We start from the raw sequence: 25,016 nt of genomic DNA on the forward strand, positions 1-25,016 counted from the left end.
CGCAGATTCGCGTCTGCGGCGTTGGCCGGTGGGCGGGGGGCGGCCGTGCTTAGGATCGACAGGCGGGGGTGTCGTGGGGGTGCTCCCGTCTTCGGGGGTGGCGATGCGGGAGCTTCGGTACAAAATGATCATGGCGTTGAACGCCGCCGACCTGGGCGACCCGATCTGCGAGCAGGTGGCCGAGATCTGTGCCGAGATCGCCGAGCAGCACTGCGCCGAACTCGGTCACGCGCCGCAGCTGCGCACCGGTGAGATCGGCGAGCTGGCCACCGGCGAACCGGCTCTGACCTGGGCGCCGACCCCCGCCGACAGCGCGCAGCGGGCCTGGTGAGCACGCCCGCGCCGGCGGTCGACGTACGCCGGGCCGACGACCGCTTCCACACCCGGATCTCCTGGCTGGACTCGAAGCACTCGTTCTCCTTCTCCCGGCACTACGACCCGGCCAACACCCACCACGGGCTGCTGCTGGTCAACAACGACGACGTGGTCCGGCCCGGCGCCGGCTTCGAGACCCACCCGCACCAGGACATGGAGATCGTCACCTGGGTGCTCCGCGGCTCGCTGGTCCACCAGGACTCGACCGGGCACTCCGGGGTGATCTATCCGGGGCTGGCCCAGCGGATGAGCGCCGGCACCGGCATCCTGCACTCGGAGAAGAACGACTCCTGGCGGCTCGACGGCCGCAATCCGCACACCGACCCGGTGCACTTCGTGCAGATGTGGGTGCTGCCCGACACCGAGGGCATCGACCCGGGCTACGAGCAGTTGGAGATCGACGACCAGCTGCTGCGCGGCGACCTGGTGCCGGTCGCGTCCGGCATGGAGCGCTACGACGGCGCGTCCGCCATCCGGATCCGAAACCGGTACGCGGCCCTGCACGCCGCCCGCCTCGGCCCGGGCGACGCGGTCACCCTCCCGGACGCGCCCTACCTGCACCTCTACGTGCCCACCGGCGCGGTCACGCTGGAAGGCGTCGGGCCGCTCGGCACCGGCGACGCCGCCCGACTCACCGCCACCGGCGGTCAGCGGGTCAGCGCCACCGAGCCGGCCGAGATCCTGGTCTGGGAGATGCACGCCACCCTCGCCTGACGCCCGCTCGACCGGCAGCCCGCAGGGACCGGGCTCGTCACGCCTCCACTTCGGAACGGTCGCCGGCCCAGAGGGTGTGGAAGGCGCCCTCCCGGTCGACCCGCTGGTAGGTGTGCGCGCCGAAGTTGTCCCGCAGCCCCTGGATCAGCGCGGCCGGGAGCCGCTCCGCCCGCAGCGCGTCGAAGTAGGACAGCGACGAGGCGAACGCGGGCGTCGGCACCCCGGCCCGGGCCGCGTCGGCCACCACCCGTCGCCAGCTCGGCACGCCCGCGCCGACCGTCTCGGCGAACCACGGCGCCACCAGCAGGGTGGGCAGGTCGGGCTGCTCGTCGTAGGCCTTCCGGATGTGGTCCAGGAAGCGGGCCCGGATGATGCAGCCGCCCCGCCAGATGGTCGCGGTGCCGCCCAGGTCGATGTTCCAGTCGTACTCCTGGCTGCCGGCCCGGATGTGGTCGAAGCCCTGGGCGTACGCGACGATCTTGGAGGCCAGCAGCGCCCGGCGGACGTCCTCGACGAACGTGTCGCGGTCGTCCACCTGCCACTTCGCCCCGGCGTCCGGGAAGGCCCGACGGGCCGCCGCACGCTGGTCGACGTGCCCGGAGAGCGACCGGGCGAAGGTAGCCTCGGCGATGCCGGTGATGGGGATGCCCAGGTCGAGCGCGCTCTGCACGGTCCACCGACCGGTGCCCTTCTGCTCCGCCCGGTCCTGCACCACGTCGACGAACGGGCGGCCGCTGGCCGCGTCGGCGTGCGCCAGCACGTCCGCGGTGATCTCGATGAGGAAGGACTCCAGCTCGCCGTCGTTCCAGCCCCGGAAGATCTCCGCGATCTCCGCGGGCTTCGCGCCCAGACCAGCCCGGAGCAGGTCGTACGCCTCGGCGATGAGCTGCATGTCGGCGTACTCGATGCCGTTGTGCACCATCTTCACGAAGTGCCCGGCGCCGTCCGGGCCGACGTGCCGGCAGCACGGCACCCCCTGCACCTGCGCGGCGATCTTCTCGAAGATCGGGCCGAGCTTGCGGTACGAATCGGCGGAGCCGCCGGGCATGATGCTCGGCCCGAGCAGCGCGCCCTCCTCGCCGCCGGAGACGCCGGTGCCGACGAAGTGCAGCCCGTACTCGCGCAGCGACTCCTCCCGCCGGCGGGTGTCGGCGAAGTGGGCATTGCCGCAGTCCACCACGATGTCGCCCGGCTCCAGCAGCGGGACCAGTTCGTCGATCACGGCGTCGGTCGGCGCGCCGGCCTTCACCATGACGATCACCGCCCGGGGGCGTTCCAGCGCCCCGACGAAGTCGGCCAGCGACTCGGCCGGCACGAACGTGCCCTCGTCACCGTGCTCGGCCACCAGGCGCCGGATCCGCTCCGGCGAGCGGTTGTGCACCGCCACCGTGAACCCGTTGCGGGCCAGGTTGCGGGCCAGGTTGCGGCCCATCACCGCCAGCCCGGTCACACCGATCTGCGCCGTCGCCTGCTCCGCCATGCGTGCCGCCACCTCTCGCTCCTGCTGTCCGCGGCTTCGAACCTATCGCGCTGTCCGCCGACCCGCGCCGACGATCGACCGTCGGTGACGGGACGGGTGCGTTCGGCTGCGGGAGGGCGACCGCGACGGCCCGACGCCCGGGTTCGGCGAGCGCGTTTCCCCGCCCGGGGCGTCGCGGGCGGCGCCCGCGTTCCCGGCCGCGCTGCTGGTCGGCTTCGCCTTCGGCGACGGGCGACGGTCAGCCCTCGGCCAGCCGGGCCTCGATCCGCGCGACCTTGCCGGTGAGCGCGTCGGTCACCCCGGGTCGGACGTCGGCCTTGAGCACCACGCTCACCCGCGGCGCCCGCGCGGCGACCACGTCGACCGCCCGCTTGACCACCGCCATCACCTCGTCCCACTCGCCCTCGACGGTGGTGAACATGGCGTCGGTCCGGTTGGGCAGGCCGGACTCGCGGACCACCCGGACGGCCTCGGCGACCAGGTCGCCCACCGAGTCGTCGCCGCCGAGCGGGGTGATCGAGAACGCGATCAGCATGTGCCGATCCTGCCAGCAAATCGGATGCGCGTGCGGCTGGGCATGAGTTACGGTCGGCACATGCGTAACTGACGCCCACCTCCGAGCCGGTCCGCCGCCCTGCGTGCGGTCCGTGCGCTCCCGGGCGTCCGCATTCTCCGCCACCGCCGCGTCGGTGGCCGTCGTGGCCGATCCCGGGACGATCCCCGTCCGCCAGGACCGTGGCTGTCGTCAGCCCGGTTCCCGCCCAGCCGAGACCGCGCCGTTCACGCCGCGACCACGCGTCGCCCGGCCGCCGGCCGGTCCGCCGAGAAGGAGGCCCGGATGCCCACCAAGCGCAACCCGAAGAAGTCCCGTGCCCCTCGACCCGCGCCCGACGTCGCGGAGCTGACGCCGGCCGACCTCGACGTGGTGGTCGCCCCCGTGGTGCCGCCGCTGCCGCTCGATGCGGCGACCGAGCCGGCGACCCGGCCGGTCCCGCCGAAGGCCGGTCCGCCGGTCGGCCACGGTCGGTCCGCCGCCGGCCGGGGAAGTCAGCGGGCCGGCGCGCCCCGCCGGTACGCCTTCCGGCGCAGCTGACCGGCGGAGGCGGGCCCGCTGCGCCTCAACCACCGCTGCACCGGCCGGCACCGGGTGCGGTTCGCCACCATCGGTGACGAACCGCACCCGGGCTCAGTGGTCGGCGCAGCAGGGCGTCGGGTCGGCCACCTCGAACGGGGCGACGGCCCCGGTGTGGTGCGGCATGACCACCAGCACCAGCTCGCCGTCGCGCCACTGGGGACGGACGAAGTCGCGGGTGTCCAGCGGCAGCTCCGGTCCGGCCGTCGCCCCGCCGAGCACCACGACCCGCTCGATCGCGCTGTTCGCGAGCACCTCGCCGACGGTGAGCCTGCCGACCAGCCGGTCCACACCGGGGTAGCGCACGGCCCGGCCGGAGCGGCGTTCGCCGTGTTCGGCCGCCGCCCGCTCGGCCGCCGTCCGCAGCTCCGGCGGGGTGCTGGGCAGCCCGGCCAACCGGTCCGTCGCCGCCGGCACGGCCACGCTGAGCGCCACGTGCGGGTACGGCGCGGCGACCAGGTGGGTGCAGGCGACCAGGTCCGCCAGGTCGAGCGGCACGACGTGGGCGGCCAGCCAGTGCTCGGCCTCCCGGACGGTCCGGTGACCCAGGCTGAGGCCCAGGATCACTGCGGCAGGACCCAGATGGGGTTGGCGTAGAACCACAGGTCCTCCCACGGGTCCGCGGCGCCGGTGACGTCCAGGGCCGGGCCGAACGGGTCGACCGCCGCGCCCATCAGGCCGGGCTGGCTGCGCTTGCCGTCCGTACCCCGGACGCGCAGGTAGAACGGCTCGTCCACCCGTCCGAAGGAGTAGGTGAAGGAGACCTTGCCGGTGCCCTTGGCGACCTCGAAGGACTTCACCACCTTGGTGTCGGGTGCGGTGAAGGCGTCCTTGTCGGCGACCGGGCCGGTCACCCGACCGGCGATCACGTCGACCCGGGCGAGGGTGGGCACGAACTGCGACCAGTTGGGGGTGTCGGCCAGGTCGATGTCGATGGTCACCTCGACCCGGGTACCGCGCTTGACCCGCAGCACGCCACCGAGCGGCGTACCCGACTCCCGACGCCGGTCACCGGCGATCCGGGCGCGGACGTCGAGGGCCTTGATCAGACCGGCGTGGTCCACCCAGACCCGGCCGGCCCGCAGGCCGTCCATGACGGACCGGTAGCTGAAGGAGCTCGCCCCGACGTGGGTACGGCTGTACTGGCCCGGCCAGTAGTCGCCGGCCGTGCTGAGCAGCGGGCCGTACACCGGGTCGTTGTGCTTGCCGTTGAGGTCGAAGTTGCTGTCCGGCCCCCGCTGCGAGGTGTCCAGGTAGTTGACGTGCGAGTCGGAGTTGGCGCTGATCCACCAGGCCCGGCCCTCGGCGAGCAGGCTGTCCCAGAGTCCGCCGACGGTGGAGGTCATCCAGTCGAACCCACCCCACGTGCGGTAGCTCTCCAGTGGGTAGCCGGGGAACGACGCGGCGGACGGGCTGTTGTCGTAGTAACCGCGGTTCCGGCCGCCACCGGGCAGGCCGGCCGCCTGGTGACCGGGAGCGCCCTCCATGCCGATCGCCACGCTCGGGTCGGCGTCGCGCCAGGCGCGGATCTCGTGCGGGGAGTCGATGCCCCGCCGAGCCGGGTGGTTCGCCAGGAAGAGCGCGCCCTCGACGCGTCGCTTGCGGACCGCCTCGCCGAGGAACTTGATGCCGGCGATGGCGAGGGCCTCGTTCGCCGGGGTCGAGTCACCGGCGTTCTTGACGCTGCCGTCGAAGGCGTTCTCGAACTCCTTGAGGACGGCGACCTCGTTGCGCCCCGGGTGGACGAAGACGGTCGCGTGCTCGGCGGCCGGGATGTTCCACTCCAGGCCCTGGTAGATCAGCAGGTCCTTCAGCTGGGCCCGGGCGGCGACGATGTCCGGGTTGACCTTGTCCACGCCGATCTTGGCGTGGGCCACGCTGCCGTGGTCGGTGACGACCATCCAGTCCAGCCCGTACGCCTGGGCGTGCCGGGCCTGGTCAACCACCCGGTACATCGCGTCCGAGCTGTACTGGGTGTGGATGTGGTGGTCGCCGGCGAGCCACTGGAACTCGCCGGTGCGCCCGTGGTCGCCACCGGGGCCGTGGTCATGGCCCGCCGCGTGCGCGGCGGTCCCGCTGGTCAGCACGGTGGCGGCCGCGCCGGCGCCGAGCAGGCCGGCGTTGCGCAGGAAGCCGCGTCGGCTGAGGTCACCGGGCGCCAGTTCGGCGTCCGGGACACCGAGGTCGAGCGCCGGAGGTACGTCGCCGCCGGCGGCGGGATCGTGATCGTGATGGTGCGCGTGGCCGTGGCCCATGTGCTGCTCCAGTCGGATCAGGGGAGTAGTCCGCGGGCCAATCTGGACTGCGCAGGGGAACAGTGCGTGTCACCAGCGCGGCAACCATGCGAACATGCGACTCCGGCCATACCGGCGGGCCAGGTGCGCGGCCTGGTCAGCCGATGAGGGGCCGGAAGGTGCCGAGCAGGATGCTGGCGGTGAGGGCGGCGGCGGCCAGCGTCGCGGCGCCGGCCACCAGGAGGGCGTCCGCGGCGGTGAACCGCTGCCGGCGGGCGACCGTGCGCGGGGTGCCCGCGTCGAAGCCCCGGGCGTCCATCGCCACCGCCAGCCGGGTACCCCGCCGGATCGCGCCGACCAGCAGCGCGAACGCGGTCGAGACGAAGAGCCGCAGCTTCGCCACCGGGTTGCGCCCGGCGTCCACCCCGCGCGCCCGGCGGGCCATGCTGATCATCTGCCACTCCTGGCCGAGCAGCGGCACCAGCCGGAACGCCGCCAGGGCCCCGATGGCGAACCGGGCCGGCGCCTTGGCGTTCTGGACGAGCGCGTCGGCCAGGTCGGTCGGGTCGGTGGTGGCGAACACGATCACGCCGGGCAGCGCCACCGCGAACATCCGCAGCACCAGCCCGAGCGCGGTGAGCAGCACGCCCGAGGTGACCACGACCGGGCCGGCCTCGACCAGCACCCGGCCGGAGCGCTCGGCGGCGAAGAGCACCAGGGTGATCACGATGCCGACCGCGCTGACCAGCAGCGGCCACGCGCGCCGGGCCAGCACCCGGTAACGCACTCCGAAGAGCGGCAGCAGCGCCAGTTCGACCGCGATGGCGATCGCCGGTGCGACCGGGTCGAGGGTGGCGACCAGCACGATCGAGAAGACCAGCGCGGCGGCCAGCTTGGCGACCGGGTTGCGCCGGGCCAGTGGCGCCCCGGGCACGGCGACGGGTTCGAGGCCGATCACGACCGCCGGTCCAGGGTGAGTTGTCGGTCGGCGAGCGCGGCGACGAACTCCGGGTCGTGGGTCACCGTGACCAGGCCGTGCCCGGCGTCGCGCAGCTCGGCGAAGAGGTCGACCAGCTCCAGCCAGGTCCGCCGGTCCTGGCCGAAGGTGGGCTCGTCGCAGACCAGCAGGCGGGGCGCGGTGGCCAGGGCGGTCGCGACGCTCAGCCGCCGCGCCTCGCCACCGGAGAGGGTGTACGGGTTGGCGCCGGCGAGCGCGGTCAGCCGCAGCCGGTCCAGCAGCTCGTCCACCGTGGACCGGATCGCCGCCTCGGGCCGGCCGGTGCGGCGCGGGCCGAGAGCAAGCTCGTCGTGGACGGTGCTCGTGACGAACTGGTGCTCCGGGTCCTGGAAGACCGAGCCGATCCGGTTGGCCAGGGCGGGGGCGCGCCAGCGGTGCGGGGGAGTGCGGGCGTCCCGGCCGGCCAGCTCCGGGCTCGCCGTCACCGCGCCGGTGCCCGGCCGGAGCAGCCCGCCGAGCAGCAGCGCAAGGGTGGACTTGCCCACCCCGTTCGGGCCGAGCACGGCGAGCGCCTCGCCGGCGCGTACCGCCAGGTCGGTGTCGGCCAGCCGGGGTGGCAGACCGAGCCGGTCGGCGGTGAGCAGCAGGTCGCCCGGGGCGGTGGTGGCGCGCCGGGGCGGCACGGTCCGGCCGGGCACCCAGACGCCCTCGGCGGCGAGCGCGTCGCCGTGGGCGCCGAAGACCGCCTCTGGGGTGCCGTCGGCGCGTACGCCGCCGCCGGGTTCGAGCACCACCACCCGGTCGACCAGCGGCAGCGCCTCGGCGACCCGGTGCTCGACCAGGATCAGCGTGGTGTCGGCGTCCAGCGCCCCGGCGACCGCGTCGCGGACCAGCGCGGCGCCGGCCGGGTCGAGGTTGGCGGTCGGCTCGTCGAGCAGCAGCAGGCCGGGGTGAAGGGCCAGCACCCCGGCCAGCGCGAGGCGCTGCTGCTCGCCGCCGGAGAGGGCGGCGGTGGGCCGGTCCCGGTGGTACGGGAAGCCGACCCGGCGCAGCGCCTCGTCGACCCGGGGCCAGATCTCCGCGGCCGGTACGCCCCGGTTCTCCAGCCCGAACGCCACGTCGTCGCCGCAGCGGGCCATCACCAGCTGGCTCTCCGGGTCCTGGAAGACGATGCCGACGCGTTCCCGGTCCTTGCGCGGATCCAACCCGTCGATCTCGACGGTGCCCGCCTGCTCGCCGGAGTCCTCCGGCAGCAGCCCGGCGAGCGCGGCCAGCAGGGTGCTCTTGCCGGCCCCCGACGGGCCGAGCAGCAGCACCCGCTCGCCCCGGGAGATCCGCAGGTCCACGTCGCGCACGGCCCAGCGCTTGCGCCCGGCGTGCCGCCACCCGAACCCCCGCAGCTCAACCCCGCCCACCACACCCCTCCCCCCGCGCCGCTACCGGCCCGCGCCGCTACCGGCCCGCGCCGCTACCGGCCCCGTCGTGTTGATCAAGAGGTTTGCGTCAGAAATCGGGCCGCCGTTGACGCAAACCTCTTGATCAACGGGTCCGGGGGGTGGGGGAGGGGGGTGGGGGTTAGATGGCGGGGCGTTCGCGGGCGGCGGGGAAGCGGTCGAGGACGCCGGTGTTGGCCAGGGCCCGGGTGAGGGCGAGGCTGCCGAAGCCGGCGATCACCAGTGAGCTGGCAGCGGTGATCAGGATGTACGGGAGCCGGAAGCTGACCCACGAGGTCTCCGGGTACCAGACGAAGACGTCGTAGATGGCCGCCGCGAGACCGGCCAGCGTGGCGGCCAGCAGCGCGATGGGCGCCTTGAAGTTGCGGTATCCGAAGGCCGCGAACGCCAGCTCCGCGGCGGCCGCCTCCAGCGGGCCCTGGATGACCAGCGTCCAGCCCCAGCTGCTGCCCAGCGCCACCGAGACCAGCGCCGCGACCGTGAGCGTGAAGAAGGCGGCACCGGGCTTCCGGATGATCAGCCCGCCCAGGACGGCGGGGACCAGCCAGACGCCGTAGAGGACCGCCCGGCCGGGCAGCGGAATGGCGTCGGCGGGACCGTTCCAGAGCAGGCCCCAGGCCCAGAAGATGATGCCGAAGGCGACGGCGATCACCGAGGCCACGATGATGTCGACGGTCCGCCAACGGTTCGTGTCGGGTTGTGTCATGCGAGTGCTCCCAGTTCTGTGGAGGAACCAGGAGAAGACGCACGCCGACGTCCGGTGGAACCGGACGGCGGCGCGGCTGGAGGTCGACCGAACTCCCTGCGCTGGCATTACCCAGATCAGGTTCGAGGGTCTGCGGGCGTGTGCCCGCACTCTCAGCGCTGTGCGCTCCCCTGTCGGATGTGAAGTTGTTCCACAGACGCTAGCACCGCGACCGGGGGCCGGGCGACGCCGGCCGGCCTGGGTAGGCTGCTGATCATGCGGATCGACGCCCGAGGATTCACGTTCGACGTCCGCGCCGGTGGACCGGAGGAAGGCCCGCCCGTTCTGCTGCTGCACGGTTTTCCGCAGCACGGCGGGGAGTTCGACGACCTGACCCCGGCCCTGCACGCCGCCGGCCTGCGCACCTACGCGCCGGACCAGCGCGGCTACTCGCCCGGCGCCCGCCCGGAGGCCGTCGAGGCGTACCAGCTGGCGGAGCTGGTCGCCGACGTGGTGGCGCTGCTCGACGCGCTGGGCGTCGAGGCCGCGCACCTGGTGGGGCACGACTGGGGCGCCGTCGTCGCCTGGGCCGTGGCCGCCGCCCACCCCGGCCGGATCCGTACCCTCACCGCCGTCTCGGTGCCGCACCCCGCCGCGATGGCGTACGCGCTGGCGCACGACGCGCAGCAGAAGGTCCGCTCGTCGTACATGGTGCTGTTCCGGCAGCCCGGCAAGGCGGAGAAGGTGCTGCTCGGGTTGCGGGCGGCGGCGCTGCGCCGGATGCTCGCCGGGGTCGGCGACGAGGACCGGGTGGCGGCGTACGCGGAGCCGATGCGCGCGCCGGGCGCGCTGACCGGGGCGTTGAACTGGTACCGGGCGATGTCGCGGGGTGACCTGGCCGCGGTCGGGCCGGTGACCGTGCCGACCACGTTCGTCTGGAGCGACCGGGACATCGCCATCGGCCGGACCGCCGCCGAGGCGTGCGCGGAGCACGTGTCCGGTGACTACCGCTTCGTCGAGCTGCCCGGGGTGACCCACTGGATTCCGGACGAGGCGCCGGCGGCACTGGCCGAGGCGATCGTCGCCCGGGTGCGGGGCCTGGCCTGAGCCGCGTCCGGCGGTCGTTAGGGATGGAGGAGACATGACGTTGAGCGCCGACGCCTACCTGGCGGTGGTGACCGAGACGATGAACCGGGTCGCCGCGGGCCAGCGGGAGGCGGTGGGTCGGGCCGCGGACCTGCTCGCCGACGCGGTACGCGCCGACGGGGTGGTGCACGCGTTCGGCACCGGGCACTCCGAGGCGCTCTCGATGGAGATCGCTGGCCGGGCCGGCGGGCTGGTGCCGACCAACAAGATCGCGCTGCGGGATCTGGTGCTGCACGGCGGCGCGCCGGCCGATCTGCTCGGGCCGACCCTGGAGCGGGATCCGTCGGTCGCGCACCGCCTCTACGAGCTGGCGCCGGTGCGCCCGGCGGACGTCTTCGTGGTGGCCTCGAACTCGGGCGTGAACGGTGCGATCGTCGAGTTCGCCAGCCTGGTCAAGGAGCGCGGCCACGGGTTGGTGGCGATCACCTCGGCGCAGCACTCGGCGCGGATGACCTCCCGGCACCCGTCCGGGCGCAAGCTCGCCGACCTCGCCGACGTGGTGCTCGACAACGGCGCCCCGTACGGCGACGCGACGTTGCCGCTGCCGGGCGGCGGCGCGGTCGGCGCGGTCTCCTCCATCACCGCGGCGCTGCTCGCGCAGCAGATCACGGTCGAGGTGGTGGCCCGACTGCTCGCCGCGGGGGAGCGGCCCCCGGTCTACCTCTCCGCCAACATCGCCGGCGGCGACGAGCACAATCACGCGCTGGAGGCCCGCTACGCCGGCCGGATCCGCCGCGGCTCCTGACCGTCGCCGGCGGGTGCCGAGCGCGCTCCTGACCGTCTCCGACGGGCTTGCGGCGCGGGCGGCGACCTCGAGCGGGGTCGATCATGAGCTGGTTTCGTGGATTGCGTGATCGGGCATTGGCGTTGCTGCCGGCGGCGGGCCCCGCCGGCAGTAGCGTCTGACCGGAGGTAGCGCGTGTCGAAGGAAACCGAGAAGCAGCGTTGGCAGCGCAACTTCGCCGACCTGCTCCAGGAGCTCCGGGTCGCACAGACCGGGGTGCAGATCCTCTTCGCGTTCCTGCTGACCCTGCCGTTCAGCAACGGCTTCACCAGGACGACCGCGTTCCAGCGGGACGTCTACGTGGTCTCGCTGCTGGCCGCGGCGGCCGCCACCGCGTTGATCATCTCGCCGGTGGCGTTCCACCGGGCGCTGTTCCGCCAGGGGCGCAAGCCGGAGCTGGTCCGCTTCGCCCACCGGATGGCCACCGGCGGGCTCGCCTTCATGCTGATCGCCATGGTCAGCGCGGTGCTGCTGATCACCGACTTCGTGCTGGACCGTCCGATCGCGTTCGTGCTCAGCGCGGTGACCGGGGTCTGGTTCCTCGTCTTCTGGGTGCTGCTGCCGTTCGCCCGCCGCAACTGGGGTGACGACGACATCGACGACGATGACGACGACCCGCACACGGTCACCGGCGACTGACCGGCGATCGCCGAATCTCGATCTTTACAGGCCGCTACCCCTGGGTAACACCCGGGGGTAGCGTGGCATTTGTCGAGCACCGTTGACGCGCCGGACCGAGGTTCGAGGGGGCAGCCGTGACCACGACGCAGAACAGCCGACCCGTGCCGGACGAGCCCGGCGCCGTCCCGGAGCGGCCCGACACCAGCGGCGGCGTCGCCGCCGCGTTGCCGGTCGAGGCGGGGCAGGTCTCCGAGAAGGAGGCGCGCCAGGTCGCCGAGGCGGCCCGGCAGTCCACCTGGGACCGCCCCAGTTTCGGCAAGGAGCTTTTCCTCGGCCGGTTCCGGCTCGACCTGATCGATCCCTGGCCGCGCTCCGACCCGGCGGACGACGCCCGGGCCGAGGAGTTCCTCGACCAGCTCCGGGCGTTCCTCACCACCGAGGTGGACGGCGCCACGATCGAGCGGGACGCCCACATTCCCGACGAGGTGTTTCACGGGCTGGCCCGGCTCGGCGCGTTCGGCATGAAGATCGACCGCTCGTACGGCGGGCTCGGGCTGAGCAACCTGCAGTACTGCCGGGCGTTGATGCTGGCCGGCTCGATCAGCCCGGCCATCGGCGCGCTGCTCTCGGCGCACCAGTCCATCGGCGTGCCGCAGCCGCTCAAGATGTTCGGCACCGCCGAGCAGAAGCAGCTCTTCCTGCCCCGGCTGGCCGCCGGCGAGGTCTCCGCCTTTCTGCTCACCGAGCCGGACGTCGGCTCCGATCCGGCCCGGCTGGCCACCACGGCCGAGCCGAGCGAGGACGGCACCGGCTACCGGCTAAACGGGGTCAAGCTCTGGGCCACCAACGGCACGGTGGCCACCCTGCTGGTGGTGATGGCCCGGGTGCCGGCCGCCGAGGGCCGTCGCGGCGGGATCACCGCGTTCGTCGTGGAGGGCGACGCCGAGGGCATCACCGTGGAGCGGCGCAACGCCTTCATCGGCCTGCGCGGTCTGGAGAACAGCCTCACCCGGTTCCACGACGTCTTCGTCCCGAAGGAGAACGTCATCGGCGGCGAGGGCAAGGGGCTGAAGATCGCCCTGACCACGCTGAACACCGGCCGGCTGTCGCTGCCGGCGATGTGCGTCGGCGCCGGCAAGTGGGCGTTGAACGTGGCCCGGGAGTGGTCCGCCGACCGGGTGCAGTGGGGCCGGGCGGTCGGCGAGCACGAGGCGGTCGCCCAGAAGCTCGCCTTCATGGCCGCCACGACGTACGGCATGGAGACCATGCTGGATCTCTGCTGCCTGCTCGCCGACGACGACCGCAACGACATCCGGATCGAGGCCGCGCTGGTCAAGCTCTACGCCAGCGAGATGGCCTGGCGGATCGCCGACGACCTGATCCAGATCCGTGGCGGTCGTGGCTACGAGACTGCGGATTCGCTGGCGGCCCGGGGCGAGCGGCCGGCCGCCGTCGAGCAGCTGCTGCGCGACCTGCGGATCAACCGGATCTTCGAGGGTTCCACCGAGATCATGCATCTGCTGATCGCCCGGGAGGCGGTCGACGCGCACCTGTCGGTCGCCGGGGACATCATCGACCCGGACGCCGGCCTCGGCCGCAAGGCCAAGGCGGGCGCCCGGGCCGGCGCGTTCTACGCCAGGTGGCTGCCCACCCTCGCCGTCGGTCGTGGCCAGCGGCCAACGGCGTACGGCGAGTTCGGGCCGCTCGCCGGCCACCTGCGGCAGGTGGAGCGTGCCTCGCGCAAGCTGGCCCGGTCGACCTTCTACGCGATGTCCCGGTGGCAGGGAAAGATGGAGCGCAAGCAGGCGTTCCTGGGCCGGGTGGTGGACATCGGCGCGGAGCTGTTCGCGATGTCCGCCGTGTGTGTGCGGGCGCACGCCGAGCGGGACGTCCGGCCGGAGAATCTCGAGCTGGCCGACCTGTTCTGCCGGCAGGCCCGGGTCCGGGTCGACGCGCTCTTCACCGCGCTCTGGGAGAACACCGACTCGGTGGACGTGGCGGCCGCCAAGCGCATCCTCGCCGGCCGGTACGCGGCCCTGGAGGAGGGTGTGGTCACCCCGCCGACGGACGCCCCCTGGGTGGCCCCGTGGTCGCCCGGCCCGTCCACCGCGGCCGACGTCCGCCGCCGGATCCCGCCGCCGCAGTGACCGCCCGGCGGTCGGCGGCGGTGGCCGTCGGGCGCCGGGACCTGGGCGGGCGTCAGCTCAGCGGGCGATCGCCCAGGCCAGGATCGCGGCCAGGATCACGCCGTTGAGCGCGGCGAGACCCAGGTACGCCCCTGGCGGGATCTTCCGCCCCTTGCGGACGAAGTTGACCAGTACGCCGGCATAGCCGAGCAGCAGGACGGCGATCACGACCAGGAAGTAGAACACCCGAAGACCTTAGCGGCCGTCCCTGAGACCCAGTTGGCGCAGCTCCAGTGCGGCGAGCGCGTCGACGATGTCGTCGTCGCCGCGACGCCACGCCTCGGCGACGTCGGGCCCGATCCGGGTCAGCCGACCCAGCGGCTGGGTGGCCAGTGCGCGCAGGGCGAGCAGGTCCCGGCCGGCCGGCGCGGCGGCCAGCTTCGCGGCCGACCCGGCACGGCGCATCCAGCGCAGCCGCAGCGGGAGCCAGCCGAAGAGCACCAGGCCGAGCGGGAAGATCAGCACGGCGACGGCGAGCGCCAGGGCCAGCTGGTCGACCAGCTGCTGCTGGTCCCGGCCGGCCTCGGCGAGCGACCGGGCGGCGTCGGCCGCCCGCTCGAAGGGCGCGGTCAGCTCGTCACCCACCAACGGCACCCGGCCGACCTTGCCGCCGGCGTCGGCCAGGTTGTCGGCGAGCCCGCCGCCGGCCCCCTCCAGCTTCTGGCCGGGGACGGCGAGCTTCTGGACCAGGTCGTGCAGCCACAGCGCGCCGCGGATCGCCCCGTACACCCAGGCGACGACGAGCAGGTCGGTGAGGAGCTGACGGACGGCGGTCGGGAAACGATCGGCGTAGATCTTCACGCCGGACAGCGTGCCACGAACGGCCGAGCCCGGCATCCGCCGCCGGCCGGGTCGACGCCGCCCGTGGGCCGCGGCGTCATTGGGCGCAGGCCGGGCAGGTGCCGAAGATCTCCAGGGTGTGGCTGACGTCGGCGTAGCCGTGCTGCGCGGCCACCCGCTCCGCCCAGCTCTCCACCGTCGGCCCGGCCACCTCCACGGTCCGGCCGCAGGCCCGGCAGACCAGATGGTGGTGGTGCCCCTCGCTGCACCGGCGATAGAGGTGCTCACCGCCGGGCGGGCGCATCACGTCGATCTCGCCGGCGTCGGCCAGCCCCTGCAGCGTCCGGTAGACCGTCGTCAGGCCGACCCGCTCGCCCCGGGCCCGGAGCATCGCGTGCAGCTCCTGCGCGCTGTGGAACCCCTCCACCTCGACGAGCAGCGCGCTGACCGCGCTGCGCTGGCGCGTGTTGCGGACGGCGGTTGCGTTCTCGCTCACGGGGCACCCCCTTCGACCGGTCGCTGTTTCATGATCCCTCGCCGGCGTGACTCACCGCATCCGCGACGATGTGCGCGACGTGCTCGTCGACCAGGGTGTAGGCGATCTCCCGTCCGCGGCGGGCGCCGCGGACCACACCGGCGCCGCGCAGCACCCGCAGGTGTTGGGAGACCAGCGGCTGGGCCGCGCCGAGCTTCTCCACCAGCTCGTGCACGCACCGTTCCCCGTGGGCGAGTTCGCTGACGATGGCCAGCCGGATCGGGGCCGACAAGGCACGTAGCAACTCGCCGGCACCCTCGAAGCCGTCGTAGCCGGATCCGCCGCTCACCCTGTAACGGTAACCAATACCGCTGGCGTCGCGGCGACCAGCATCAGCGGAGCACGACCTCGTGCGGCTCGGGCGCCGGCACGGCCGTCGGCGTCGTGCGGCGGCGCAGCACCCGCCAGGCCCCGGCGGCCAGCGCGACCACCAGGAACGAGGCGATCGCCATCAGCACCACCGAGGCGCCGGGGGCGGTGTCGGCGTTGGCCGCGACCCAGACGCCCGAGCCCGCGGCGAAGAGCCCGAGCGCCATCGCCGCCGTCATGGTGCTGCGGAAGCCCCGGGTGACCTGCTGCGCGGTGGCCACCGGGACCACCATCAGCGCGCTGATCAGCAGCACGCCGACCGCCCGCATGGCGATGGTCACGGTGACCGCCGTGGCGACCGCGATCAGCATGTTCAGCGTGCGCACCGGCAGGCCGGAGACCCGGGCGTACTCCTCGTCGTGGCTGACCGCGAAGAGCGCCGGGCGCAGCGCGATCATGGTCACCAGGATCGCCGCGCCGAGCACCGCGATCGTGGTCAGATCGGCCGGCGAGATGGTGGTGAGCGACCCGAAGAGATACGCGTTGAGGTTGCTGCTGGTGCTGTCGGAGAGCCCGACCAGCATCACGCCGCCGGCGATGCCGCCGTAGAAGAGCAACGCCAGAGCCAGATCGCCGGAGGTCCGCCCGCGAGAGCGGACCAGCTCGATGCCGATCGCGCCGAGGGTGGCCACGATCACCGCGACGAGCACCGGAGAGCGGTTCAGCAGCAGCCCGGCGCCGACGCCGGTCAGCGCCACGTGCCCGACCCCGTCGCCGATCAGCGCCAGCCGGCGCTGCACCAGGTAGATGCCGAGCGCCGGGGCTGCCAGACCGATGATCAGCGCACCGATCAGGGCGCGCTGCATGTACGGGTACTGGAAGAGTTCCATGGGTCAGATGCTCCAGAGCCGGGCGGGCTCGTCGGGACAGTGCGGGTGCACGTGGTCGTGGTCGGGCTCGGCGTGGTGGCCGGCCGGCTCCGGCACCGAGCCGTCGTGGCAGATGCCGCCCTCGTGGACGACGATCGCTCGGCTGATCACCGGCCGCAGCGGCCCCAGCTCGTGCGCCACCAGCAGCACCGTGCCGCCGTCGGCGACGAACTCGCGCAGCGCCCCGGCGAACGCCTCCTGGCTGGCCGCGTCCACCCCGGCGGTCGGCTCGTCGAGCACCAGCAGCTCGGGTCGGCCGGCCAGCGCCCGGGCGATCAGCGTGCGCTGCTGCTGCCCGCCGGAGAGGGTGGCGACGGGGTCGCCGGCCCGGTCGGCGAGCCCGACCGCGCGCAGCGCCAGGTCGACCGCCGCCCGGTCGGCGGCGCCGGGCGGTCGGAGGAACCCGCGTCGGGCGAGCCGGCCGGAGGCCACCACCTCCCGGACGGTGGCCGGTACGCCGCCACCGGCGCCGAGGCGCTGCGGGACGTAACCGACCCGCTCCCACTGCCGGAACCGGCGCAGCGGGCGGTCGAAGAGCGTGACCGACCCACCGGTCAGCGGCACCAGGCCGAGTACGGCCCGGACCAGGGTGGACTTGCCCGAACCGTTGGCGCCGAGGACGGCGACCACCTCGCCGGCGGTCACCCGCAGCGAGACGTCGCGGAGCACGGGGCGGCCGTCATAGCCGACCGCCCCGTGCTCGACGGTGATCACCGGTGGTTTCACGAGCAGCCCAGTGCCGTTCGCAGCGTCTGGAGGTTGGTACGCATGACCGAAAGGTAGTCCGAGCCGCTGCCATCGGCGAGCCCTTCGATCGGGTCCAGCACCGCGGTTTGCGCGCCGACCTGACCGGCGATGGTCTCGGCCACCTTCGGGCTGACCAGCGTCTCGAAGAAGATCGTGGTGGCCTTGTGCTCCCGGGCCTCCTCGATCACCTCGGCGAGCCGCTGCGGGGAGGGCTCGACGTCCGGGCTGAGCCCGGTGATGCCGACCTGCTCGAGCCGGTAGCGCTCGGCGAGGTAGCCGAACGCGGTGTGGCTGGTCACGATCTCCCGCCGCTGGCAGGTGGTCAGCCCGGCGGCGAACTCGCCGTCCAGCTTCTCCAGGTCGGCGTGGAGCGCCCGGGCGCGGCTGGTGAAGTCGGCGGCCCGGTCCGGGTCGACCTTGCCCAGCCGCTCGGCGAGCTGGTCCGCCACGGTGGCGAGCCGGGTCGGGTCGAGCCAGAGGTGCGGGTCCTTGCCGCCGCTCTCCTCCTCGTGGGCCGGCTCCTCCGTCGCCCCGGCCCCCTCGCCCTCGTGCTCGTGGGCGCCGGCGGCGGCGTCCCGCAGCGGCTGGACCGCGGCCACGTCGAAGGCGCGGTCGGCCGCGTTCTGCTCGACCGCCTCGTCCACCGCCGGCTGGAAGCCCTTGAGGTAGACGATCAGCTCGGCCTGGCTGACCTCGCCGACCTGGCCGGGGCTGAGCTCCAGGTCGTGCGGCTCGGCGCCCGGCTTGACCAGGTTGGTGACCTTGACCGCGTCCCCGCCGATCCGCTCGGCGATGAACTGGAGGGGGTAGAAGGCGGCCACCACGTCGACCCGCTGCGGGTCGGCGCCGGCCGGGCCGTCGGTGGAGCAGGCGGCGACTCCGCCCAGGGTGAGCAGGGCGGTGGTGGCGGCGGCCAGGACGCGCGAAGCGGTGCGGTTGTTCATGTCGCCAACTGTCCGTCGTAACGACAATGATTGTCAAAAACGCATGATTGCATGTCAGAGCAGCTTCGCCAGGGCCGCCGTCACCAGCAGGGTCAGCATCAGCAGCCGCACCACCCGGGTCTGCGGCGCCTGCACCGACCAGGTGGTCGACAGCAGCGCGACCAGGGCCGCGGCCAGTGCCAGCAGCAGCACCGCGCCGACCGGGCCGGGGGTGAAGAGGGCCACCAGCACCAGCAGGAGGGTGACCAGGAACACCGACGTCGGGTTCGCCCGGGCCAACCGGGCCAGCAGGGGGCTCTGCGTACGCTGCATCCCACAGACTCTACGAGGAGGAACCCGGTGCTGGTGACCAACCGGTTCGTGGTCGAGGTCGATGTCGCGGACGACTTCACCGAGCGGGCGCACGCCGCCCTCACCGCGCTGGCCGACCGCCCCGGATACCTGCGCGGCCAGCTGGTCCGGGCGCTGGACGACCCCCGGCACTGGTGCCTGGTCACCGAGTGGGAGTCGGTCGGGGCCTACCGTCGGGCGCTCGGCGGCTTCGAGGTCAAGGTGAGCGCCGTCCCACTGCTCGCCGAGTCGGTCGACGAGCCGTCCGTGTACGAGGCGCTGGCCACCGCCGCCCCGGGCGGGGCGGTCGTGATCTCCGCCAGTGATCGGGCCGCTGGTCCTTACCGCTGAGCCGTCGGGCACTACCCTGCTCGTATGACCGCTCCCGGACCGGCAGCCCCACCGCCGTACCCCGCGCCGACCGGGTCGGAGGGCGGGCAGCCGCCCGCCACGCCGGACATCCCGGCGGGAGCCCCCGCCCCGCCGCCCGGCCCGGGTGTGTCGCCGCCCTTCGCCGCGCCACCCACCGAGGGGCGGCGGGCCCGCCTCTGGCTGGGTCTCGGGGTCGGCGCGCTCGCGCTGGTGCTCTGCTGCGGCGGGGGCGGGGCAGCCGTGGTCGGCCTGGCGGTCAGCGGGGTGCAGGCGGTCCGCGAGCAGGGCCGGACGGTCTCCACCGACTACTACCAGGCGCTGGTCGACCGGAACTACGGCGAGGCGTACGACCAGCTCTGCGACGACGCGCAGCGGCGCGAGTCGCGGCCGGAGTTCGAGCGACGGGTGGCCGCGGAGCCGCAGGTGGCCGGGTACCGGGTGGGCGAGGTGGACACCAACAACCTGACCGTGCCGGTGGACGTGACGCTGGAGGGCGGCCAGCACGAGCGGCAGCAGGTCATCCTCGGCCAGGACCAGCAGAACGGTGGCATGGAGGTGTGCGGGATCAACTGACCCGCCCCCGGTATTCTGCTGGGCCCGGGGCGCTGCTGGTCGTACCGTTGTCCCGAACTGTTCGTTCCGTCCCCATCACGTCCCCGCCGACCGCCAGCCGGCGTAGGAGGAAACATGCCAGCCGACCGTATCGACGCCGTTGTCAGCCTCGCCAAGCGCCGAGGCTTCGTCTTCCCCTCCAGCGAGATCTACGGAGGCACCCGGTCGGCGTGGGACTACGGTCCGCTCGGCGTGGAGCTCAAGGAGAACGTCCGCCGGCAGTGGTGGAAGACCATGGTCCAGCAGCGCGACGACGTCGTCGGCCTGGACTCCGCGGTGATCCTGGCCCGCAAGGTCTGGGAGGCCTCCGGCCACATCGCCGAGTTCGTCGACCCGCTGACCGAGTGCCAGTTCTGCCACAAGCGGTTCCGCGCCGACCACCTCGAGGAGGCGTACGCCGAGAAGCACGGCAAGCCGCTGACCTCGCTGTCGGAGCTGAACTGCCCGAACTGCGGCAACAAGGGCACCTTCACCGAGCCGAAGATGTTCAACGGCCTGATGAAGACCTACCTCGGCCCGGTGGAGAGCGACGAGGGGCTGCACTACCTGCGCCCGGAGACCGCCCAGGGCATCTTCGTCAACTACAAGAACGTCGAGACGGTGGCCCGCAAGAAGCCGCCGTTCGGCATCGCGCAGACCGGCAAGTCGTTCCGCAACGAGATCACCCCGGGCAACTTCATCTTCCGGACCCGCGAGTTCGAGCAGATGGAGATGGAGTTCTTCGTCGAGCCGGGCTCGGACGAGCAGTGGCACGAGTACTGGCTCCAGGAGCGCTGGAACTGGTACCTCGACCTCGGCCTCTCCGCCGACAACCTGCGCCTCTTCGAGCACCCGAAGGAGAAGCTGTCCCACTACTCGAAGCGGACGGTGGACATCGAGTACCGCTTCCAGTTCGGCGGCACCGAGTTCGCCGAGCTGGAGGGCATCGCCAACCGGACCGACTTCGACCTCTCCACGCACAGCAAGCACTCCGGCGTCGACCTGTCCTACTTCGACCAGGCCAAGGGCGAGCGCTGGATGCCGTACGTCATCGAGCCGGCGGCCGGCCTGACCCGGGCGGTGCTCGCCTTCCTGCTGGAGGCGTACGACGAGGACGAGGCGCCGAACACCAAGGGCGGCGTGGACAAGCGCACGGTCATGCGCTTCGACCCGCGGCTGGCCCCGGTGAAGGTGGCGGTGCTGCCGCTGTCGCGTAACGAGGCTCTCTCGCCGAAGGCCAAGGACCTGGCGGCCACCCTGCGCAAGCGCTGGGTGGTGGAGTTCGACGACTCGCAGGCGATCGGCCGCCGCTACCGGCGACAGGACGAGATCGGCACCCCGTTCTGCGTGACCGTCGACTTCGACACCCTCGACGACAACGCGGTGACGGTGCGCAACCGCGACACCATGGCGCAGGAGCGGGTCTCCCTCGACCAGGTCGAGCGTTACCTCATCGAGCGGCTGCCCGGCTGCTGACGACCGGTCCCACCCGACGGCCCCGCCCTCCGGCGGGGCCGTCGGCTTTCCGGCCAGGTCTCGGCTCGGATACTTGGGCGAGCCCGGCCAATCGGACCGCAGGTGGGGCGCCGTCGCCGGCCGGCTGTTGAGTCGTTCGTGATCTCGTGCGAGCATTCCCGGCGTTGAATCTCGTCACGGGGGTGTGCATGACGCGCGCGTCGCAACAGGACCACGACCACGACCCGAACCGGCGGCGCCTGCTGCGCCGCGCGGCGACGGTCGCCGCCACCACGGCCGGCGCCGGGGTCGCCGCAGCCGTCGGGATGCCCGCCGCGGCCCAGGCCGCCCCGGGCGACAACCTGGTCATGGGTACGGCGAACGACGCCGGCCCGGCGACCACCGGCCTCACCCACACCGACACTCCGCTGGTGCTGACCAACGGGGCCGGCGCGCCGCTGCGGCTGGTGCCCGGTGAGAGTCTCTACCCGCAGGTGCTCGAGTCCGAGGTGGGCACGCTCGCCGTCGACGACATGGGCGACCTGTTCGTCCGGGCCGGCGCGGACAGCGGCGACAACGGCGTCAACGGCTGGGCCTGGACCAGCGAGTGGGCGACCACCTCGGTCGCCGTGCCGCCCACCCGGGTGCTGGACACCCGTGATCCGAACCTGCGGCGCCTGATCGTCGGCGGCGCGGACAACCCCCTGGACTCCACCGGCCGGCTCCTGCCGGGCAAGCCGATCGTGCTGAGCCTCGACTCGTACGTCCGGGACGGCTACGCGATCAAGGGCAACGTCACCGTGGTCGGGATGACGGGCGCGGGCGTGCTCACCGTCTGGGGCGCGGGCACCAAGCCGACCGCGTCGACGGTGAACTGGTCGACCGCCGGCACCATCCTCTCCAACTTCCTCTTCACCGAGCTGGGCGCGAGCGGGGTCTACCGGAGCGTCCTCACGATCCAGGCGACCTCCTCGCCGACGCATGTGATCGTCGACATGACCAGCCTGCTGGTCGGCCACCCGAGCCAGGTCCTGCTCGGCGGTGGCGCGTAGCCGCCGGGACGGCCGGCGCTCACCCGCCGCCGTCCGGCCCGCCCGCCGTAGACCGTCAACCCACCCAACGGGGGAATGAGATGAGTTCGTCCGAACCCGACCGCTCCGCGTCGCGGCGCAGCCTCCTGCGCAAGGCCGCCGTCACCGGCGGCGCCGCGGTCGCCGCCACCGCGGTGACCGCGGTCAACGCCACGCCGGCCGTCGCCGCCCCCGGCGACCCGGTGGCGCTGGGCCTGCCCAACTCCGGTGGCACCACCACCGTGACCAGCACCGCGCCGGGCGGCGCCGCCACCCTGGCGGTGAAGAACAGCACCGGTGCGACCGTGGAGCTGAAGCGCGGCACGTCCACGACGCCGACGCTGCCCGGCTCCCTCTGGTCGACCAGGAACGGCCTGGGGGTCTCCGGCGCGACCGGCTCCTCCGGCACGCTCGCCCGCTACGACGTGCTGACCACCGCCAACGCGACCATGCTTGTCCCGGTCCCGCCGACCCGGATCCTGGACACCCGCAACGCGGCCGGCCGGGCCCGGCTGCTCGAGGGCGCCGGTCGGGTCGACGCCCAGGGCCGGGTCGTCGCCGACTCCTTCCTGGTGGTTCACCTGGGGGGCATCGCGGAGTACGCCGACGGCATGCTCGGCAACATCACCGTGGCCAACACCGAGAAGGGTGGCTTCGCGACCGTCTTCGGCCGGGGCGACCTGCCGAACGCGTCCACCATCAACTGGTGGAGCGCCGGGCAGTTGCTCTCCAACGGCGTGATCACCCAGCTCGGCGACTACCAGACGGCGAACGGCGACTACTACCCCGACGTGGTGGCCATCTACGTGCAGAAGAGCGCGACCGCGGTGATCCTCGACGTGACCGGCCTGCTGGTGTGGCACCCGGACTCCGCGGTGATCAACGGCACCCGGAGCAGTGCCCGGATGTCGCTCGCCGCGGAGTCGGGCAGCACCGAGGTGCGGGCCCGGGAGATCAAGGCCAACGCCGAGCGGGACGGCCGGGAGGTGCGGGCCGGTGCGTGACCACGGAACCGAGGAGAGCAGCATGACCGCCGAGGAGACCCCCGCGCCGACCCGGCGTCGGATCATCAAGGCCGGCGTGGTCGCCGGCGCCGGTGTGGGCGCGGCCGTGGTGGTCGCCACCCCGGCCAGCGCGGCACCCGGCGACCCGGTGCTGATCGGGCAGACCAACGACGCCGGCGCCACCGAGACCGTGCTGACCGGCGGGTCGTCGGCCAACCCGGCGCTGGCGCTGACCGCCACCGGCGGGCGGCCGCCGCTGGTGCTCGCCCCGACTCCCGACGCGAGCATCCCGCAGGAGCTGCCCACCGGGTCGCTGGCGGTCACCCCCGCCGGTGACCTGGTGATCGGCGGTCGGGGCAACACCAAGGCGTACGTGAACACCTCCCGGTGGGCCAACCGGACGGTGGCCGTGGCGCCGCGGCGGATCCTGGACACCCGGTCGATCGCCAGCTACACCGGCAACGTGGTGAGCGCCACCAGCGTGGTGACCTCGGGCAAGCTCGGCGCCGGCAAGGTCATCCACCTGACGGTGAAGAACGTGCCGCCGGCGCTCGCCGAGAAGGCGACCGCGGCGTACCTGAACATCACCGTGGCGGGCACCGTCGCCGCCGGGGTGCTGACCGCGTACAGCTCGTCGATCAGCAAGCCGGTCAGCTCCTCGCTGAACTGGTGGGGGCCGAACCAGATCCTCTCCAACCTGGTCGAGGTGCAGCTCGGCAGCTACAACGGCAACGCGCTTGCCTTCGCCCTGCACGTGAGCAGCGCCACGTCGGTGATCGTGGACGTCTCCGGCCTGATCCTCTCGGCGCCGGCCACCTTCTGACCGGTACGCCGGTCGCCGTCGCGGTGCGAGTTCGCTCACCCCGACGGCGGCGACCGGCCACCGGCCGGTGGCCCGACGGGGCCGGCGTGGGATTCTTGGGTACGTGACCAGTCCCGCCGCTCCCGCGCTCCGCCCGCTCACCCTCGGGCGGTACCAGGTGTGGCCGCCGGTGGTGCTCGCCCCGATGGCCGGCATCACCAACGTCGGCTTCCGACAGCTCTGCCGGGAGCAGGGCGGCGGCATCTACGTCTGCGAAATGATCACCACCGTCGCGCTGGTCGAGCGGAACCCGAAGACGCTGCGGATGATCGCCTTCGGCGAGCAGGAGCAGCCGCGCAGCCTCCAGCTCTACGGCACCAACCCGGAGACCACCGCCGCCGCGGTGCGGATCGTGGTGGAGCGGAACCTCGCCGACCACATCGACCTGAACTTCGGCTGCCCGGTGCCCAAGGTGACCCGCCGGGGCGGCGGCGCGGCCCTGCCGTGGCGGCGCCGGCTCTTCGCTCGACTGGTGAAGGCCGCGGTGGACGCCGCGTCGCCGGCCGGGGTGCCGGTCACGGTCAAGATGCGCAAGGGCATCGACGACGACCACCTGACGTACGTCGAGGCGGGGCTCGCCGCGCAGGACGCCGGGGTGGCCGCCGTGGCCCTGCACGGCCGGACCGCCGCCCAGCGCTACTCGGGCACCGCCGACTGGGACGCCATCGCCACCCTCAAGCAGGCGCTCGACGTGCCGGTGCTGGGCAACGGCGACATCTGGGAGGCCGACGACGCGCTGCGGATGGTCGCGCACACCGGCGTGGACGGGGTGGTGGTCGGCCGTGGCTGCCTCGGTCGGCCGTGGCTCTTCGCCGACCTGGAGGCCGCGTTCAACGGACGCCCGGAGCGCCGGCTACCCAATCTCGGCGAGGTCGCCGCGACCATGCGCCGGCACGCCGAGCTGTTGGTGGAGCAGTTCACCGTCGGGTCGCGGACGCCGGAGCGGGGCGAGCGGGACGGCTGCACCGACTTCCGTAAGCACGTGGCCTGGTATCTGAAGGGCTTCCCGGTCGGCGGCGAGCTGCGCCGGGAGCTGGCGATGATCGAGAGCCTGACCCAGCTGGACGACCTGCTCGGCAAGCTCGACCCGACCGAGCCCTTCCCGGTCGCCGCCCTGGGCCAGCCGCGTGGCCGGACCAACTCGCCCGGCAAGGTCTTCCTGCCCGAGGGTTGGCTGGCCAGCCGGGACGACGACACCGTCCCCGAGGGCGCCGAGATGGCCGACTCCGGCGGGTGACCCCCGGACCGGCGGCCCGGGTCCGGGGTGACGGAGAGACGACGAAGGGCCGGCCCCGGTGGGGGGCCGGCCCTTCGGTCGG

29 protein-coding genes and 1 riboswitch are annotated in these 25,016 nt (G+C 73.3%); of the genes, 14 read left to right on the plus strand and 15 right to left on the minus strand.

Annotation, left to right across the window (positions count from 1 at the left end; translation table 11 throughout):
• Positions 1-130 precede the first annotated feature (130 nt).
• Together ACIP9D_RS27310 and ACIP9D_RS27315 are read left to right on the plus strand one after the other, a co-directional pair.
• On the plus strand, positions 131-331 hold the full coding sequence (locus ACIP9D_RS27310) for a thioredoxin reductase (protein WP_350874017.1): 201 nt from the start codon (positions 131-133) through the stop codon (positions 329-331).
• Positions 328-1,089, plus strand: coding sequence for a pirin family protein (locus ACIP9D_RS27315; protein WP_350874018.1), 762 nt, complete (start codon positions 328-330; stop codon positions 1,087-1,089). Before ACIP9D_RS27310 ends, ACIP9D_RS27315 begins: the two co-directional genes overlap by 4 nt.
• Before the next feature lie 37 nt (positions 1,090-1,126).
• On the opposite strand, the gene gndA is transcribed toward ACIP9D_RS27315, so the two are convergent.
• Complete coding sequence (gndA, locus tag ACIP9D_RS27320; RefSeq protein WP_350874212.1) at positions 1,127-2,569, minus strand: NADP-dependent phosphogluconate dehydrogenase; 1,443 nt, start codon at positions 2,567-2,569, stop codon at positions 1,127-1,129.
• Between the two features lie 238 nt (positions 2,570-2,807).
• The gene (locus ACIP9D_RS27325; protein WP_088988093.1) at positions 2,808-3,104 is read right to left on the minus strand and encodes a thiamine-binding protein; all 297 of its coding nucleotides are present in this window, start codon (positions 3,102-3,104) and stop codon (positions 2,808-2,810) included.
• Between the two features lie 303 nt (positions 3,105-3,407).
• On the opposite strand from ACIP9D_RS27325, the gene ACIP9D_RS27330 reads away from it, so the two are divergent.
• The gene (locus ACIP9D_RS27330) at positions 3,408-3,662 is read left to right on the plus strand and encodes a hypothetical protein (protein ID WP_350874019.1); all 255 of its coding nucleotides are present in this window, start codon (positions 3,408-3,410) and stop codon (positions 3,660-3,662) included.
• 93 nt (positions 3,663-3,755) lie between these two features.
• On the opposite strand, the gene ACIP9D_RS27335 is transcribed toward ACIP9D_RS27330, so the two are convergent.
• The 5 genes from ACIP9D_RS27335 to ACIP9D_RS27355 form a co-directional block, all read right to left on the minus strand.
• Positions 3,756-4,268: a hypothetical protein gene (locus ACIP9D_RS27335; RefSeq protein WP_350874020.1), complete on the minus strand. Its 513-nt coding sequence runs from the start codon at positions 4,266-4,268 to the stop codon at positions 3,756-3,758.
• On the minus strand, positions 4,265-5,956 hold the full coding sequence (locus ACIP9D_RS27340; RefSeq protein ID WP_350874021.1) for a PHP domain-containing protein: 1,692 nt from the start codon (positions 5,954-5,956) through the stop codon (positions 4,265-4,267). The genes ACIP9D_RS27335 and ACIP9D_RS27340 overlap by 4 nt, the downstream gene beginning before the upstream one ends.
• Before the next feature lie 136 nt (positions 5,957-6,092).
• The gene (locus ACIP9D_RS27345; protein WP_350874022.1) at positions 6,093-6,893 is read right to left on the minus strand and encodes an energy-coupling factor transporter transmembrane component T; all 801 of its coding nucleotides are present in this window, start codon (positions 6,891-6,893) and stop codon (positions 6,093-6,095) included.
• Positions 6,890-8,308 carry an ABC transporter ATP-binding protein gene (locus ACIP9D_RS27350; protein WP_350874023.1) on the minus strand — a complete coding sequence of 473 codons (1,419 nt, stop codon included), beginning with the start codon at positions 8,306-8,308 and terminating at the stop codon, positions 6,890-6,892. Before ACIP9D_RS27350 ends, ACIP9D_RS27345 begins: the two co-directional genes overlap by 4 nt.
• A 160-nt stretch (positions 8,309-8,468) precedes the next feature.
• Entirely contained in the window at positions 8,469-9,053 is a 585-nt protein-coding gene (locus tag ACIP9D_RS27355; protein ID WP_350874024.1) for an ECF transporter S component, read from the minus strand.
• A gap of 75 nt (positions 9,054-9,128) precedes the next feature.
• A riboswitch (TPP riboswitch) is annotated at positions 9,129-9,235 on the minus strand.
• Positions 9,236-9,308: 73 nt separating this feature from the next.
• Here ACIP9D_RS27355 and ACIP9D_RS27360 point away from each other — a divergent pair.
• The 4 genes from ACIP9D_RS27360 to ACIP9D_RS27375 all read left to right on the plus strand — a co-directional run bounded on the left by ACIP9D_RS27360 (position 9,309) and on the right by ACIP9D_RS27375 (position 13,730).
• Entirely contained in the window at positions 9,309-10,139 is an 831-nt protein-coding gene (locus ACIP9D_RS27360) for an alpha/beta hydrolase (protein ID WP_350874025.1), read from the plus strand.
• A gap of 34 nt (positions 10,140-10,173) precedes the next feature.
• Positions 10,174-10,923, plus strand: a complete 750-nt coding sequence (locus tag ACIP9D_RS27365) for an SIS domain-containing protein (protein ID WP_350874026.1) — start codon at positions 10,174-10,176, stop codon at positions 10,921-10,923.
• A gap of 174 nt (positions 10,924-11,097) precedes the next feature.
• The gene (locus ACIP9D_RS27370) at positions 11,098-11,601 is read left to right on the plus strand and encodes a DUF6328 family protein (protein ID WP_350874027.1); all 504 of its coding nucleotides are present in this window, start codon (positions 11,098-11,100) and stop codon (positions 11,599-11,601) included.
• 116 nt (positions 11,602-11,717) lie between these two features.
• Positions 11,718-13,730: an acyl-CoA dehydrogenase family protein gene (locus tag ACIP9D_RS27375; protein ID WP_400451173.1), complete on the plus strand. Its 2,013-nt coding sequence runs from the start codon at positions 11,718-11,720 to the stop codon at positions 13,728-13,730.
• A gap of 57 nt (positions 13,731-13,787) precedes the next feature.
• Here ACIP9D_RS27375 and ACIP9D_RS27380 read toward each other — a convergent pair whose 3' ends face one another.
• The 8 genes from ACIP9D_RS27380 to ACIP9D_RS27415 form a co-directional block, all read right to left on the minus strand.
• Positions 13,788-13,955 carry a hypothetical protein gene (locus ACIP9D_RS27380; RefSeq protein ID WP_350874028.1) on the minus strand — a complete coding sequence of 56 codons (168 nt, stop codon included), beginning with the start codon at positions 13,953-13,955 and terminating at the stop codon, positions 13,788-13,790.
• A 9-nt stretch (positions 13,956-13,964) separates the two neighbouring features.
• On the minus strand, positions 13,965-14,570 hold the full coding sequence (locus ACIP9D_RS27385) for a hypothetical protein (protein WP_350874029.1): 606 nt from the start codon (positions 14,568-14,570) through the stop codon (positions 13,965-13,967).
• Positions 14,571-14,646: 76 nt separating this feature from the next.
• Entirely contained in the window at positions 14,647-15,045 is a 399-nt protein-coding gene (locus ACIP9D_RS27390) for a Fur family transcriptional regulator (RefSeq protein ID WP_350874030.1), read from the minus strand.
• Positions 15,046-15,073: 28 nt separating this feature from the next.
• Positions 15,074-15,373: a metalloregulator ArsR/SmtB family transcription factor gene (locus tag ACIP9D_RS27395; protein ID WP_350874031.1), complete on the minus strand. Its 300-nt coding sequence runs from the start codon at positions 15,371-15,373 to the stop codon at positions 15,074-15,076.
• A 43-nt stretch (positions 15,374-15,416) separates the two neighbouring features.
• Positions 15,417-16,283 (minus strand): metal ABC transporter permease, encoded by an 867-nt coding sequence (locus ACIP9D_RS27400; protein ID WP_350874032.1) that lies wholly within the window; start codon positions 16,281-16,283, stop codon positions 15,417-15,419.
• A gap of 3 nt (positions 16,284-16,286) precedes the next feature.
• A complete protein-coding gene (locus tag ACIP9D_RS27405; RefSeq protein ID WP_350874033.1) occupies positions 16,287-17,048 on the minus strand; it encodes a metal ABC transporter ATP-binding protein in 762 nt (253 codons plus the stop codon).
• Positions 17,045-18,013, minus strand: a complete 969-nt coding sequence (locus tag ACIP9D_RS27410; protein ID WP_350874034.1) for a metal ABC transporter substrate-binding protein — start codon at positions 18,011-18,013, stop codon at positions 17,045-17,047. The genes ACIP9D_RS27405 and ACIP9D_RS27410 overlap by 4 nt, the downstream gene beginning before the upstream one ends.
• 54 nt (positions 18,014-18,067) lie before the next feature.
• Positions 18,068-18,325 (minus strand): DUF6703 family protein, encoded by a 258-nt coding sequence (locus tag ACIP9D_RS27415; RefSeq protein ID WP_350874035.1) that lies wholly within the window; start codon positions 18,323-18,325, stop codon positions 18,068-18,070.
• A gap of 27 nt (positions 18,326-18,352) precedes the next feature.
• On the opposite strand from ACIP9D_RS27415, the gene ACIP9D_RS27420 reads away from it, so the two are divergent.
• From ACIP9D_RS27420 to dusB, 7 genes are all read left to right on the plus strand, one after another.
• Positions 18,353-18,694 carry an antibiotic biosynthesis monooxygenase family protein gene (locus tag ACIP9D_RS27420; RefSeq protein WP_350874036.1) on the plus strand — a complete coding sequence of 114 codons (342 nt, stop codon included), beginning with the start codon at positions 18,353-18,355 and terminating at the stop codon, positions 18,692-18,694.
• Between the two features lie 24 nt (positions 18,695-18,718).
• Positions 18,719-19,288 (plus strand): hypothetical protein, encoded by a 570-nt coding sequence (locus ACIP9D_RS27425; RefSeq protein WP_350874037.1) that lies wholly within the window; start codon positions 18,719-18,721, stop codon positions 19,286-19,288.
• A gap of 114 nt (positions 19,289-19,402) precedes the next feature.
• Positions 19,403-20,782, plus strand: coding sequence for a glycine--tRNA ligase (locus ACIP9D_RS27430; RefSeq protein ID WP_350874038.1), 1,380 nt, complete (start codon positions 19,403-19,405; stop codon positions 20,780-20,782).
• Between the two features lie 188 nt (positions 20,783-20,970).
• Positions 20,971-21,813, plus strand: coding sequence for a hypothetical protein (locus ACIP9D_RS27435; protein ID WP_350874039.1), 843 nt, complete (start codon positions 20,971-20,973; stop codon positions 21,811-21,813).
• Between the two features lie 80 nt (positions 21,814-21,893).
• Positions 21,894-22,835 (plus strand): hypothetical protein, encoded by a 942-nt coding sequence (locus ACIP9D_RS27440; protein ID WP_350874040.1) that lies wholly within the window; start codon positions 21,894-21,896, stop codon positions 22,833-22,835.
• Complete coding sequence (locus tag ACIP9D_RS27445) at positions 22,828-23,658, plus strand: hypothetical protein (protein WP_350874041.1); 831 nt, start codon at positions 22,828-22,830, stop codon at positions 23,656-23,658. Before ACIP9D_RS27440 ends, ACIP9D_RS27445 begins: the two co-directional genes overlap by 8 nt.
• 103 nt (positions 23,659-23,761) lie before the next feature.
• Positions 23,762-24,934: a tRNA dihydrouridine synthase DusB gene (gene dusB, locus ACIP9D_RS27450; RefSeq protein ID WP_350874042.1), complete on the plus strand. Its 1,173-nt coding sequence runs from the start codon at positions 23,762-23,764 to the stop codon at positions 24,932-24,934.
• Positions 24,935-25,016: the final 82 nt, after the last annotated feature.

Origin of the sequence: Micromonospora sp. NPDC093243 (assembly GCF_044753725.1) — a bacterium.
In the GTDB taxonomy this organism is placed as follows: Bacteria; Actinomycetota; Actinomycetes; order Mycobacteriales; family Micromonosporaceae; genus Micromonospora.

Excerpts from the sequence above, each read along its gene's own strand:
- ACIP9D_RS27310 (WP_350874017.1), top strand. The coding sequence starts at position 131 with ATGGCGTTGAACGCCGCCGACCTGGGCGACCCGATCTGCGAGCAGGTG.
- gndA (WP_350874212.1), bottom strand. The coding sequence starts at position 2,569 with ATGGCGGAGCAGGCGACGGCGCAGATCGGTGTGACCGGGCTGGCGGTG.
- ACIP9D_RS27325 (WP_088988093.1), bottom strand. The coding sequence starts at position 3,104 with ATGCTGATCGCGTTCTCGATCACCCCGCTCGGCGGCGACGACTCGGTG.
- ACIP9D_RS27330 (WP_350874019.1), top strand. The coding sequence starts at position 3,408 with ATGCCCACCAAGCGCAACCCGAAGAAGTCCCGTGCCCCTCGACCCGCG.
- ACIP9D_RS27340 (WP_350874021.1), bottom strand. The coding sequence starts at position 5,956 with ATGGGCCACGGCCACGCGCACCATCACGATCACGATCCCGCCGCCGGC.
- ACIP9D_RS27355 (WP_350874024.1), bottom strand. The coding sequence starts at position 9,053 with ATGACACAACCCGACACGAACCGTTGGCGGACCGTCGACATCATCGTG.
- ACIP9D_RS27360 (WP_350874025.1), top strand. The coding sequence starts at position 9,309 with ATGCGGATCGACGCCCGAGGATTCACGTTCGACGTCCGCGCCGGTGGA.
- ACIP9D_RS27365 (WP_350874026.1), top strand. The coding sequence starts at position 10,174 with ATGACGTTGAGCGCCGACGCCTACCTGGCGGTGGTGACCGAGACGATG.
- ACIP9D_RS27400 (WP_350874032.1), bottom strand. The coding sequence starts at position 16,283 with ATGGAACTCTTCCAGTACCCGTACATGCAGCGCGCCCTGATCGGTGCG.
- ACIP9D_RS27410 (WP_350874034.1), bottom strand. The coding sequence starts at position 18,013 with ATGAACAACCGCACCGCTTCGCGCGTCCTGGCCGCCGCCACCACCGCC.
- ACIP9D_RS27415 (WP_350874035.1), bottom strand. The coding sequence starts at position 18,325 with ATGCAGCGTACGCAGAGCCCCCTGCTGGCCCGGTTGGCCCGGGCGAAC.
- ACIP9D_RS27425 (WP_350874037.1), top strand. The coding sequence starts at position 18,719 with ATGACCGCTCCCGGACCGGCAGCCCCACCGCCGTACCCCGCGCCGACC.
- ACIP9D_RS27430 (WP_350874038.1), top strand. The coding sequence starts at position 19,403 with ATGCCAGCCGACCGTATCGACGCCGTTGTCAGCCTCGCCAAGCGCCGA.
- ACIP9D_RS27435 (WP_350874039.1), top strand. The coding sequence starts at position 20,971 with ATGACGCGCGCGTCGCAACAGGACCACGACCACGACCCGAACCGGCGG.
- ACIP9D_RS27440 (WP_350874040.1), top strand. The coding sequence starts at position 21,894 with ATGAGTTCGTCCGAACCCGACCGCTCCGCGTCGCGGCGCAGCCTCCTG.